This window comes from Staphylococcus delphini, assembly GCF_900636325.1.
Taxonomy (GTDB): domain Bacteria; phylum Bacillota; class Bacilli; order Staphylococcales; family Staphylococcaceae; genus Staphylococcus; species Staphylococcus delphini.
Window position 1 is genome coordinate 1,769,697 of the sequence record NZ_LR134263.1, and the last position, 14,202, is coordinate 1,783,898.

Annotated in this window: 10 protein-coding genes; 1 reads left to right on the plus strand and 9 read right to left on the minus strand. The window is 37.4% G+C overall.

From position 1 onward, the window contains the following. Nucleotides 1-200: 200 nt before the first annotated feature. A complete protein-coding gene (locus tag EL101_RS08400; RefSeq protein WP_241971461.1) occupies nt 201-527 on the plus strand; it encodes an ATP-binding protein in 327 nt (108 codons plus the stop codon). 231 nt (nt 528-758) lie between these two features. On the opposite strand, the gene EL101_RS08405 is transcribed toward EL101_RS08400, so the two are convergent. From EL101_RS08405 to EL101_RS08445, 9 genes are all read right to left on the minus strand, one after another. Continuing rightward, nucleotides 759-1,955, minus strand: a complete 1,197-nt coding sequence (locus tag EL101_RS08405) for an MFS transporter (RefSeq protein WP_096597906.1) — start codon at nt 1,953-1,955, stop codon at nt 759-761. Further along, a complete protein-coding gene (locus tag EL101_RS08410; RefSeq protein WP_096597908.1) occupies nt 1,956-2,216 on the minus strand; it encodes a DUF2087 domain-containing protein in 261 nt (86 codons plus the stop codon). A gap of 2,034 nt (nt 2,217-4,250) precedes the next feature. Further along, nucleotides 4,251-4,490: a hypothetical protein gene (locus tag EL101_RS08415; RefSeq protein ID WP_096540795.1), complete on the minus strand. Its 240-nt coding sequence runs from the start codon at nt 4,488-4,490 to the stop codon at nt 4,251-4,253. A 218-nt stretch (nt 4,491-4,708) separates the two neighbouring features. Next, entirely contained in the window at nt 4,709-6,850 is a 2,142-nt protein-coding gene (infB, locus tag EL101_RS08420; protein WP_103214020.1) for a translation initiation factor IF-2, read from the minus strand. 16 nt (nt 6,851-6,866) lie between these two features. After that, nucleotides 6,867-7,172 carry a YlxQ family RNA-binding protein gene (locus EL101_RS08425; RefSeq protein ID WP_019165465.1) on the minus strand — a complete coding sequence of 102 codons (306 nt, stop codon included), beginning with the start codon at nt 7,170-7,172 and terminating at the stop codon, nt 6,867-6,869. Continuing rightward, entirely contained in the window at nt 7,169-7,456 is a 288-nt protein-coding gene (rnpM, locus tag EL101_RS08430) for an RNase P modulator RnpM (protein WP_019165466.1), read from the minus strand. The genes EL101_RS08425 and rnpM overlap by 4 nt, the downstream gene beginning before the upstream one ends. Before the next feature lie 11 nt (nt 7,457-7,467). Beyond that, entirely contained in the window at nt 7,468-8,643 is a 1,176-nt protein-coding gene (gene nusA / locus EL101_RS08435; protein ID WP_096597910.1) for a transcription termination factor NusA, read from the minus strand. Nucleotides 8,644-8,663: 20 nt separating this feature from the next. Beyond that, nucleotides 8,664-9,131, minus strand: coding sequence for a ribosome maturation factor RimP (gene rimP / locus EL101_RS08440; protein ID WP_014614071.1), 468 nt, complete (start codon nt 9,129-9,131; stop codon nt 8,664-8,666). A 124-nt stretch (nt 9,132-9,255) separates the two neighbouring features. After that, a complete protein-coding gene (locus EL101_RS08445; protein ID WP_422396470.1) occupies nt 9,256-13,518 on the minus strand; it encodes a PolC-type DNA polymerase III in 4,263 nt (1,420 codons plus the stop codon). Nucleotides 13,519-14,202: the final 684 nt, after the last annotated feature.

The window sequence follows — 14,202 nt, forward strand, 5'->3', positions numbered from 1 at the left end:
CGCCCTTAACAAATCGTAGGAAAGGAGGTAGGCATAAAAATTTTTGATGCGATTGATGAAGTATTTTTGTTAAACTTGCCCTCTCCCCACTAATTCTGCTTTTGATTGCCATCATGGCTTCGTTTTCTTACTGTTTTCCTAGGTGCTAGCCCTTCAACTCAATTCAGCTTGATTTAAATGAACACTTGATCGATGCCGAATTGGAATTTCCGGACCAGCTGATCCCTCAGGAGTCTCAGCCTTCTGGACAATCTTATATCATTGATGAGATAGGCTATACCCCTATCTCAAAAGAACAGGCAGACCTCTTCTATCAATTGATGTCACTCAGATATGAAATGAATTCCACAATCATAACGACGAATATCCCATTTTCTAGTTGGGGAGACGCATTTAGTCACAAGATAGCGTCAGCAGCCATTATTGATAGACTTATTCACCATTCAAAAGCATTTAAAATTACAGGCGATTCATACCGACTTAAAGACTATAATAGTGAAAAAAGTTTAAACATACGTCATTCTTAAACCGCTATTGACATTCTATTGCAGATTCATCCGTTCTACATCGCCATAGCATGACATTTGATTGTCTGTACTATTGTTTGCGTATGACTTTATTCAAATTCTATTTCACAACGGTCACCCTTGTCATTCACAAACAATTCCTACTACCGAACTGTAGCGACATTTCACTGGCAAATCGATACACAAGTCGAGCTAAATAAAGCATTAATAATGATGAGTCAACCTTATCATTCAGTCAAAAATATTTGATTTTCGATTTTTAAAAATGATAATAATGCAAAAAAATAAAAGAAACGCACTAATTAAAATAAAAATATTCCAAGCATAAAAAACATCATATATTTGTGTGGTAAAACCATTTAGCGGCAATAGCATCATAGTCGCAAACGCTTCAACAGTGTAAAAAGTGGATATAAATGATGATCTTAAATGATCACTGTTGATTAATTTTTGATGCATAAACACTGTTAAACGCACGCTTGTAATTGTAAATATCATAATATGAATTATAAAAAATATTAAACTCAAATTGATATAGGTCACTAAAAATAAAATCAACATATCAATCAAAATATAAATAACAATTTCTTTGATTCCATCTCCTAATCTAGGTAGTTTTGGAATAATCAAGTTAGTTAAAATACCAATTAAAGATATAGCAATCCACATATAGCCTAATTGATCACTAAAAACAATTTGCCATTGATTTGACGGGCCAATATCCAGAATGCTCGGTATCACTAAAATCAATAATATGAAAATCAATAACTTGTTGGAATAAAATATTTCTAACAGTGCTTTAAAATTGTTTAACCATTGAAACTCGATTTTTTTAACACTATTGTTAATTTTACGCTCAACAGACCTATTTTTTTCAGGTAAGTATTTATAAGTTATATACGACAAAGCTATAAAGAAACAAACACTAAGAATGATTGGTAAAAAGGTATTAATTTTAAACAAATATTGTGCACTAATAAATCCAATTACTAACGATGAGCAGGCACTAAAAAAAGAGGCCTTTGAAAACACGTTGTCTAATTTCACATTATTTTTATCAACCAGTTGATTCATATACCAACTACTAAGACTACCTGATAACATTGCCTCTGCGATACCGGTAAACAAACTAGATGAAATTAGTAATACAAAATTATTAGTAGTCATCAACAATAATCCTAACGCCCTGATTAAACAACTGTAGACCACAATTTTTTTCTGTCCAATCGTGTCTGCCAAAATACCTGCTGGCAATTCACATATAGCAGATGTGCCCCAAAATACTGATAAATAAATCCCTACTTCCGTATAAGAATAACCCATTTGAATTAAAAATATATATAGTATTGGTGAAAATAATGCAATGCCAGAAATAGTGAGTCCATTAAATAAAATAAATAATTTTGTCAACATTTTTTGATCAGTCATTTAGTTTTGTTCCTCTACAACTTTATAACACTTACCTTCAATATCTCTCTTCAATAATGAATAATCCACTAAATAACGTCGCAGTATGGCATAGTCCTTATAATATTTTCTCAAAACGGCATTGACTTCCATTTCAGTATATTCTTTTGTTTTATCAAAATCAGTCAACAGAAATTTAAAAAGCGCAATCTTATCACTCTCTTTACGAGGTATAGTCTGGACTTTATTATTTTTAAAAAATCTCTTTTTAATATCATTCATGTTTATTCCTCCAGTATGCGATCATTCATATCAACCAGACAATGTGTGCGTTCGTTCATATACTTTCATCAGTGAAAATCATTGTATTATAGGAAAGAAAGACTCCCAAAGTTAAAAATGAAGTGTGGACATAGAACAGATCTTTCGTATCTTGCCATTGAACAATTTATATATTTTTGAGTGAAATAAGAACAACTAATGATAATATATTGTGTATGCTGCTGCTAAGGGGTGATGTTCAATTTCCTAGCCCCCTTAAAGTACAATATGAAAATATCGATTAAAATAAATAGCAAGTATGATTTTTGTAATTTAATCCGTTTTCCTTATTGTTTCAGAGCACTTCGATACAAATTGCAAAAATAGACAAGATGCCTGAGGGAAAAATCAAAGACTAAAATAGGATCTCTAACTTCTATATTCGCTACTTTTTAACACAGTATCTGTCTATTCCCTCTATGTACACCTTTGAAAAGTTTTGTCAGCTTCGCGTGGACTGTACGACGAATTTTTGTTGTATACACATATATATATATGTGTGTGTACTACTCCCAATAACTACCAACGCTTCCTCTACAATTTACCAAGCTCTAACATAATCATATTTTGATCGTCCATTCCTAATACTTCGTTCCATTCACAATTGTCTTATAGTCATATTAATAGTTCGCTATTTTTTCAGAATTATCATATTTTTCAAACTCTATTTGTACTTATCATAATATAACTCATGAGAATGTTCAAACCGCATCATTTACTATATAGAACTCGGGTACTATGGGACGTCATCTTGTCAGGCAAATTCAACCGTTCTACATCGCCATAGTATGATGTTTCTATTCGTCAGTGCGAGTGTATGCGTCCGACTTCCTTCAGATTCCACTTCGCAATGGACACCCTTGTCATTCGCAATCAATTCCTATTTCCGGATCTGTAACTGAGATTCTTGTATATTTTTTTATGCATATGATATGTTTTAAAAAAAAACGCCTAACCAACTTTCTCAGTGAAGATTAGGAGCTATAAACATAGCAACATATGTTTTACTATTACAACCTATATTTTGGTGCCCTCGTTATAATGGTAAAGGGGCTTTTTTTGTTTTTCTATTTTGAAATCTAATAAGAAAATAGAAAATGATGGGGAAGTACATTGCGTTTCCAAAATCCTTTTCTTCATATGAATACAAACTAAAATGTGAAAAATAAATGAATCAAGATAAATGGGACTCAAAAATTTTGGTATTTTAACTTAATCCACATGTCTCATCGATTTACAATACTTTGATTCAAATTGCGAAAATGGACGAGACTCCTGAGGGATGAATCAATAGCACAAACACGATTTCTGATTTTTTAAAGAGAATTATGATTAACGCAGTAGCTGCCCGACTTCTCAATGTGATACTTTTGAGAAGTCTAGTCAACCTTACAGGGGCAGTACGACGAAAACTTTGTTGCACATGAGATTTCCGTACTGCTCCCAGAATCCACCAACGTTTCCACTACAAATGTTACGGTTCAATGATAGCGTTGGTGAGTCGAAGGGGCAGCCCCTACCATGAAAGCAATTGAAAACGCACAAAAGCATATCAATGAGACACATGATTAAAATCAATCCAAAATATGAATGTCCTATCCTCATGTTTTTATCGTCAACATATGCATCATCCCCTACTATTACAGATTTAACATACTGCAGGTGAAACATATGACAAATAGGTTTCTATGCTTTTGTGAATGTACGATAAGCACATTTCATTATTTTCAAATGTATATTGAGTGCAACAATAAAATTTAAAAAGACATATCTGTATTAAACATCACGGTACATTCATTTCTAAATATACCTTGATGTATGTATCTAAATAACAAACAGATTTTTAGATCTAGAAAAATATAAAGACTCGGATCACTTAATATCCAAGTCTCGAATCTTTGTCAATTTTGCATCGTACTATCATAACAGACGTATTGCTATACCTTCTAACTCAGTCTACATATGTAAAGTCATTCACGGAACCTGACGCTATATTTACTTATCCTCTTTCTTTGAACTCCCTACATCAATCACAGTGACGACAAGGGCAAATAAAAAGGCAATCATCAACCAATTGTCATAAATGCGATTTTTAAAGAAATGTGTAAACGTAATTTTGTCAACCGCATTGAATATTCGCGGATTCGGTGGTACATAACCGATCCAATACATTAATAATATGCCAGCCACACCGATGATAAAAGTGATGAAAAAATCTTTTAATAACTTTTCCATAAACGTCCTCCTTTGTTTGTCTTTATTATACAAAAGTTTAAAATTTAAAGGAATAAAGTTTTAGTTTTTTGCTACTTTAAAATACTTCACATATAAACGTTATATTAACAACAAAAACAAGTGTATGAAAAATCTCTTTTAAACTTTTTAAATCCATTTTTCACATAACAAAACCTCCTTCAATCCATCACAGACTCAAGGAGGTTTCATACCGTTCATTATCTTTCTACTTCTACCATCACAAATGCTTCAATAATATCGCCTTCCTTAATATCATTGAATTTGGCAACTGTGATACCACATTCGTAACCTTGTGCAACTTCTTTGGCATCGTCTTTGAAACGTTTCAATGTATCTAATTCGCCTTCAAATAATACGACACCGTCACGAATCACACGGACACCCGCGTCACGTGTGATTTTACCTTCAGTGACATAACTACCCGCGATTGTACCGACTTTCGATACTTTGAATGTTTGACGTACTTCTGCTTGACCGATGACTTTTTCTTCAAATTCAGGATCAAGCATGCCTTTCATTGCCGATTCGATTTCTTCAATCACGTTGTAGATGACACGGTGTAAACGCATGTCGACATTTTCAGCGTCTGCTGCACGTTTTGCCCCTGCATCTGGACGGACATTAAAGCCGATAATGATACCGTTTGACGCATGTGCTAATGTCACGTCAGATTCATTGATGGCACCTGTTGCTGTATGAATAATACGCACGTTTACGCCTTCAACATCAATTTTCATTAATGACGCGGCTAATGCTTCCACTGAACCTTGTACGTCACCTTTGATGATGACATTCAAGTCTTTCATTTCACCTTGTTTCATTTGTTCGAACAAGTTATCCAATGTTACGTTTTTGCTTTCTTGACGTTGTTGAATAATGTTTTCTTGTTCACGTGCTTCACCGATACGACGTGCTTTTTTCTCGTCTTTGAATACGACGAATCGGTCACCTGCTTGAGGTACGTCGCTTAAACCAGTGATTTCAACTGGTGTTGATGGACCTGCAGTTTTAATACGTTTACCAAGGTCGTTCACCATTGCACGGACTTTACCATGTGTATTACCGACTACAAGAGCATCGCCGACATTTAATGTACCGTTTTGGACAAGTAATGAAGCGGCAGGACCACGTGATTTGTCTAATTCAGCTTCGATCACTGTACCGACTGCTGCTTTATTCGGGTTCGCTTTCAATTCTTGTACTTCAGAAACTAAGATAAGCATTTCAAGTAAATCGTCAATCCCTTCACCGCTTAACGCTGATAGTGGTACGAAAATAGTATCGCCACCCCAGTCTTCAGGGATGAGGTTGTATTCCGCTAATTCTTGCATTACACGGTCAGGGTTCGCTGTTGGTTTATCAATTTTGTTGACAGCAACGATAATTGGCACATCCGCTTCTTTCGCATGGTTGATGGCTTCAATTGTTTGAGGCATCACACCATCATCAGCTGCGACAACTAAAATCGTAATGTCTGTCACTTGAGCACCACGCGCACGCATTGTTGTGAAAGCGGCGTGTCCTGGTGTATCTAAGAACGTGATTTTTTTGCCATTGTTCGTAATTTGGTAAGCACCGATATGTTGTGTGATACCGCCTGCTTCTCCTTCAGTAACACGTGTATTACGAATTGAGTCTAGCAATGTCGTTTTACCGTGGTCAACGTGTCCCATGATTGTCACAACTGCTGGACGTACGATTGCGTCTTCATCTTCTTCAACGTCATCAAAATAAATTGACAAGTCGTTATCATCAATGACCACTTCTTCTTCAAGTTCCACACCGTAATCTGATGCAACTAATTCAAGTGCTTCAATATCTAAAGATTGGTTGATGTTCGCCATAATACCAAGTAAGAACAGTTTTTTAATAATTTCTGATGAATCTACGCCGAGTTTATCTGATAATTCACCCACTGTAATCCCTTCAGTGTAAGTGATTTTTGATGGCAATTCTTTAGGTTCGCTTGGTTGTTGTGGTGCATTTTTCTTGTTTTGCTTTTTGTTTTTATTACCTTTGTTGTTTTTCTTGTTTTGTTTAGGGCCGTTATTTTTACCCTTTTGTTGTTGATTGTTGTTGCCTTGTTTTTGGTTGTTATTTTGCTTTTGGTTACTACCTTGTTTTTGGTTTTTGTGATTTGATTGAGTATTTTTTTGCTCTTTTTGTTGTTTCGGAGCTTGGTTTTTTTTGAATACTTTATCCAACGCTTTCACTTGGTCATCTTCTAAAGTTTGCATGTGGTTGGACACTTCAATTCCCGTTTTCTTTAACTCATCAATTACATCTTTACTTTTAATATTTAAATCTTTGGCATACTCATAAATTCTTTGTTTACTCATTAAACCACTCCTAACATTATTCATCTATCATTGACATCAACTTTTTTGCAAACCCTTGATCAGTAATACCGACATTGACACGTGCACCTTTACCTAACGCATCTCCTAAATCGTTACGGTTGCTGACAATGCGATATGGTGTTTGATAACTGTTACATTTATTGATGATATTATTTTTCGTACTCTCAGACGCGTCACTTGCGATAAGCACAAGCTTTAAACGACGCTTTTTCACTTCAGTAATGATGACAGATTCGCCTGTTTTCACTTTTCCAGCACGCATCGCCAAACCTAAAAAATTTAAAAATTGTTGTTCATTCATTTTGTCGGAATCTCTTCTCTATAAATCAGACGTATAATTTCTTTGTAAACAGGTTCAAGCGTTTCTTCTGACGCTTTAAAATAGTCCTCTAATTTGTGCGCCTGTTGTGCTTTTTCAATTAAAGCGATGTCTTTTGAAACGTAAGCCCCACGTCCCGGCATCTTTCCTGTTACGTCAGCTGAAATTTCGCCTTCTTTATTTTTGACAACACGAATCATCTCTTTTTTAGGTTTCATCTCATTAGATAAAATACATTTTCGCATAGGAATTTTTTTCTTTTTCATAAAAATCCCTCCTAGTTCTCTTTACTTTCATCCTCTAAGCTTGCGTTGTCTTCAATGTGTTCATCCGTCGTTGCTTCTAAATCCATCTCTTCAGCTGTCATCGCTACAGGTTCAGTTTCAACAGTTGCTTCTTCTTCACCGATACCTAACGCTTTTGCATCTGTTTCTGATTTAATATCGATTTTCCAACCTGTTAATTTCGCAGCAAGACGTGCGTTTTGACCACGTTTACCGATTGCTAATGACAGTTGATAATCTGGAACAATCACTGTTGTCGATTGATTTTCTTCGTCTACAATGACATCGATCACTTGTGACGGGCTCAATGCATTACGTACAAATACTTTCGGATCTTCACTCCATTGGACGATATCGATTTTTTCGCCACCTAATTCAGCCACAACTGCTTCTACACGTGCACCTTTCGCGCCGACACATGCACCAACTGCATCGATATCTGGATTTTCTGAGTACACACTAATTTTCGAACGGTCTCCCGCTTCACGCGCAACAGATTTCACTTCGACAGTACCTTCAAAAATTTCAGGTACTTCTTGTTCAAACAGACGTTTTAACAAACCTGGATGGCTACGTGATACGAAAATTTGAGGTCCTTTTGTCGTTTGTTCCACTTTGTTCACATATACTTTGATACGTTCATTTGGAAGATACGTTTCATTCGGACTACGTTCTGCTTCAGATAATACTGCTTCTGTACGTCCTAAATTCACGTAAACATAACGATGGTCCACACGGTCGATCACACCTGTCATAATGTCATCTTCTTTATCGATAAACTCTTCGTATAAAATTTCACGCTCTGCATCACGTAAACGTTGCATCACAGCTTGTTTCGCCGCTTGTGCACCGACACGGCCGAAATCTTTAGGTGTCACGTCTTCTTCGTAAATATCTCCAATTTCGTATGCTGGGTTTTTCACTAATGCCGTCGATAAATCGATTTCTTCACGGTGATCAAACACTTCTTCTACGACCTCTTTACGCGAAATCACTCGGAATGTCCCACTGTCTAAATTCAATTCAACACGGACATTACGTGCGCTGTCATAGTTTTTCTTATATGCCGTAATTAAAGCTGCTTCAATTGCATCTACTAAAACTTCTCTAGGAATTTTTTTCTCTTTTTCCAAATATTCCGTTGCTAATAATAATTCGTTACTTTCCACTCATTTTCCTCCTTACGTCTTTAAAGCATAACTGCGTGACGTGCTTTAGCGATTTTATCACGTGGAATCGTGATGGTTTTCGTCTTCGCTTTGACTTTCACTTCCATAGTAATGGCATCTTCAGTGACTGATTTCAAATGACCTAACCATTCTTTGTCACCTTCAATCGGTGCATATAATGATACAAAAATCGGTTGTTCAATCGCATTTTGAAAGCCTTTTTCATTTTTAATTGGGCGTTCTGCACCTGGTGATGACACGTCTAAATAGTACGCTTGTGGAATCGGATCTTGTTCATCCATTACTTCACTAATGCGTTCTGATGCGAGTGTACAATCATTCAAATCGACGCCACCTGGTTTATCGATGGCGATACGCAAATAATGATCTCGACCTTCTTTAGCAAACTCAACGTCTACTAATTCAAAGTTCAATTCGTCAAGGACAGGTTGTATTATGGTTTCAACTTGCTCTGTAACTTTACTCATACGAGCCCCCTTATGACTGACAAACAAATAGAAAAGAGCGGGTAACACCCACTCTTCCTACTTGAGTCTAATTTTATAAGCAACATCATTATATCATAGATTCCATTTTCCGACAAATTTATCTCTACATATCAAAGATGGACAACTGTGCTTTGTCAGGCATATTCGGTAATGAGCCTAAACTATCGAGGTATTCAATGATTTTTTGTGATACCCCTGCTTTTTTGTTCAAATCTTCTTTCGATAAGAACGGTCCATCTTCACGTGCTTCAACAATACGTTTCGCTACGTTTTCGCCAAGACCCGGCACAGCAACGAATGGCGGAATTAATGTGTCTCCTTCAATGATGAACTCATATGCCTGACTTTTCTCTAAGTTGACAGGTTGCATCCGGTAACCACGATGCGCCATTTCATTCATAATTTCTAATACAGTCAACACGTCTTTTTCTTTTTTACCTAAATCCATATATCGCGCATACATATCTTTCACAGTTTGGCGGATACTGTCTTTGTCTTTCACCATCGTAATCAAATCAAAATCTGATGCACGCACAGTAAAATAACTTGCATAATAATAAAGTGGATGATGCACTTTGAAATAAGCGATACGAACAGCCATTAACACGTAAGCTGCAGCATGGGCTTTCGGGAACATGTATTTAATTTTCTTACATGAATCCATATACCAGTCTGGCACGTTATTTTCTCTCATCACTTGCTCAAATTCCTCTGTTAAGCCTTTACCTTTACGTACTGCTTCCATAATTTTAAAGGCGAGCGACGGTTCTAAACCCGCATACATCAAGTACACCATAATATCGTCACGACAACCGATACAGCTCGACAACGTACAAGTTCCACTACGAATCAGTTCTTGTGCATTACCTAGCCATACGTCGGTACCATGTGAAAGCCCTGAAATTTGTACAAGCTCTGAAAATGTCGTCGGTTTCGTATCTTCTAACATTTGACGTACGAAGCCTGTCCCAAATTCTGGCACACCGAACGTTCCAGTTTTCGCTAAAATTTCCTCTTCTGTCACACCGAGCGCTTCTGGAGAACTGAAAATCCCCATCGTTTGTTGATCATCAACAGGAATCGTTTTCGGATCGATACCTGACAAGTCTTGTAACATCCGAATCATCGTAGGATCATCGTGTCCGAGAATATCGAGTTTCAGAACGTTATCATGGATCGAATGGAAGTCAAAGTGCGTCGTCATCCAACTTGAACTTTGATCGTCTGCTGGATATTGAATTGGCGTAAAGTCAAAAATGTCCATATAATCTGGAACAACGATAATCCCACCTGGGTGCTGACCAGTCGTACGTTTAACACCTGTACAACCTTTTACGAGACGATCGACCTCAGCACCACGCTTATGAATGCCTTGATCATTTAAGTACCCTTTCACGAAACCAAATGCCGTTTTTTCAGCGACAGTACCAATTGTTCCGGCACGATAAACATATTCCTCACCGAACAAAACTTTCGTGTAGTTATGGGCTTTCGGTTGATATTCACCACTAAAGTTCAAGTCGATATCGGGTACTTTATCCCCTTTGAAGCCTAAGAACGTTTCGAACGGAATATCTTGTCCTTCTTTGATCATCTCTGTGCCACATTCACACGTTTTATCAGGCAAGTCAAAGCCTGAACCAACCGAACCATCATCGAAAAACTCGCTCTTTTTACAACTTGGACAAATGTAATGCGGTGGCAGTGGGTTCACTTCTGTAATTTCCGTCATCGTCGCAACAAAGCTTGAACCGACCGAACCCCGAGAACCTACTAAATAACCATCTTCTAATGACTTTTTAACGAGTCGTTGCGAAATTAAATAAATAACCGCAAATCCGTTCCCAATAATACTTTCTAATTCTTTCTCTAATCGATCAATAACAATCTGTGGCAAGTCCTCACCGTACAACTGTTTCGCATGACGATAACTCATTTCACGAATTTCTTCATTTGCGCCGTCCATATTTGGCGTATACAGTTTATCTTTAATTGGAACAACTTTTTCAATGCGATCTGCCAACGCACGTGTATTTTCAACGACGATTTGATGCGCACGTTCCTCACCTAAGAAATGGAAAGCATCTAACATTTCATCGGTCGTTCTAAAATGTGCTTCTGGTAACGTCGAACGGTTCAACGGGTTACCTGGTTGAGCGGCGATTAAAATACGACGTGCAATTGCATCATGTTCATGTAAATAGTGTGCATTTCCTGTCGCAATTACAGGAATTTGATTCGTTTCTCCCACTTTTAAAATACGCTCATAAATTTCGACAAGCGTTTCATTGTCACGAATCAAGTCACGATCCAGTAAATCTTGATACAACGCAGGCGGTTGCACTTCAATATAATCATAATATTTCGCAATCCGTTCAACTTCAGATTGATCACGTTGCATGACGGCTGTAAATACTTCACCTTCATCACATGCAGTACCGACTAACAAGCCTTCACGATGCTCATCTAGTAATGAACGTGGGATACGAGGTGTACGGTAATAATATTGCACGAGTGACGCGCTGACAATTTTAAACAAGTTTTTAAGCCCTGTTTGATTTTGCACGATTAATGTGACGTGTTGAGGGCGTGCGCGTTTGTAAGCATCTTCATTCGATAATTTTTTGTTAATGTCTTGATGGTTGTGCACATCTAACGCTTTTAATTGTGCCAACATCTTCACAAAAATATAAGCTGTTGCTTCCGTATCATAAATCGCACGGTGATGTTGTGTGAGCTCTACGCCATATTTTTTAGCTAAAAAGTTCAAGCCATGTTTACCATAACTTGTGTTAATCGTACGTGACAATTCAAGTGTATCAATCACCGCATTTGTCGAAGGACCAAAGCCGAGACGTTCGTAACCGGTGTCGATAAAGCCCATGTCGAACGAGGCATTATGGGCAACGAAAATCGCGTCGCCTACCCATGCTTTAAATTCAGTGAGCACTTCTTCTATTTCAGGTGCATCTTTTAGCATATCGTCTGTAATATGCGTCAAGTTTTTAATCGTTTCAGTCAATTTTTCATGCGGATTGCTAAAACGCTCAAATTTATCAATGATTTCGCCATTTTTCACTTTCACTGCGGCCAACTCGATAATTTTATCGTACTGGTTGGACAATCCCGTCGTCTCTACGTCAAACACGACATATGTCGCATCTTGGAGCATTATATCAGACGGTTTGTACGCAATCGGCACACCATCATCAACGAGCATGCCTTCCATCCCGTAAATCATTTTAATGCCATGCTTTTCAGCTGCCGCATGCGCATCGGGATAAGCTTGTACGACGTTATGATCTGTTACTGCAATCGCATCGTGTCCCCATTGTGCAGCTTGTGCGACATAATCACCAATATGCGTCACACCATCCATTTGACTCATTGATGTATGCAAATGGAATTCCACACGTTTTTCCGTAGCTTTATCCATTTTGGGTGTACGTTTAATCGCTTCAATGTCAGACATCATCATCACGAGGTCGCGAATGAACATATCTTCTTCAATGCGACCTTGTGCGCGCACCCATTGACCTTCTTTTAATGATTTGAAATGGTCTAAGTCGTTTTTATTTTTACGCGTAAACATTTTAAGGACGAGTGAATCGGTATAGTCTGTCACCTTTAATTCGACGATGTGACGGCCACTTTTCAACTCTTTTAAATTAATGTCGAAAATGACCCCTTCAATCGCCACTTTAAACTCTTCTTCAATAATCGATTCAATCGGTCGAACATTCTCAACTTGAATCGGCTTGCCAATTTGACAACGTTCGACGGCCACTTCATCATCTTGTTGTGCACGTTGTTCTTTCATTTTTTCAATTTTAGCAGTTGCTTCGCGTGCACTTTGTTCATCTTCCTCTTGAATGTGTGCTTCTAATGATGCTAAATCTTCATCGTGACCACTTTCATCCGTTTCAAATACAACTTTTTGCACATTAAAACCACATCGTTGCATTGCGCGCACTAAGCTGCCGTTGCACACTTTATTGAAATGGTTCCCTTCAATATCGTTTTGGACAAGTATTTTAACGACATCACCTGAGACAATCATACGTTTTTGTTTTAATTGCCCTTTTACTTTAGGCGACAATTGCGTTTGTTCAATACAATCACCTAAATACTTCAGTAAATATTCATCTTGTTGTGACGCATCATTGACCGTAATTTTCCAATCTACATCTGCAATATGTTGGAAGCTTTCTTTCATCGCATGCGTAAAAACTGCATAGTCTTCATATTTTAATAATCGTGGCAACTGAATATGAAACGTCCACTTTCGTGATTTTTGGGATACATCTACACGTGTCAATTGGCCTTGATCAATGAAGTCCTGATCAAAATGGTCTAACATATTCATTTGTTTGAGAAGAATCTTAAATTTTTCTTGATTCTGTAATGTCAATTTTCTAACCACCTTATTTGAATTGCCGTGTATGCTTGGTAAAACTTTCATGTATTTGCGTGAATTTGTCCTCTTTTTTTAACTTTAGCGCTGACTTATGATTATCGCCTTGAACTCGTGTGTCTTAATACAAAGAAAAGAGACTATGAATGCGCTTCAGCCTCTTTTCTCCTCGTTTAAGTACAAATCATTGCCCCGCTAACTTTTTAATGACGTAATTGAGTCGGTTGTATAACGTTGCCCTCTTTCTATTATGAACATGTCTATTTTTCGTTAAGAGCATGTTACTTGCATACGATTGCCGTCATTCCTTTTTGAACATTTCATTTGCATACGATTGCCGTCATTCCTTTTTGAACACGTCACTTGCATACGATTGCCGTCTAGGACTCGCGTTCCCAGGGGCTGAACCTCCAACTAACCAACGCTTTGTTTTTACAGTTACATTGGTTGAAGCGTTGGTGGATTTTCCGGTTCAGCTGATCCCTCGGGAGTCTCGTCCATCCGGCAATCTTGCATGAACAAACGTAAGGAAAGAGGACATCCCCATTTAATCGACACAGTTAACGTCATTAAAAAGTTGGGCCTTTTTTCAAGCTATTTTTTACTTTTGGGACACCGTTTATAGTTTTCCCCAGT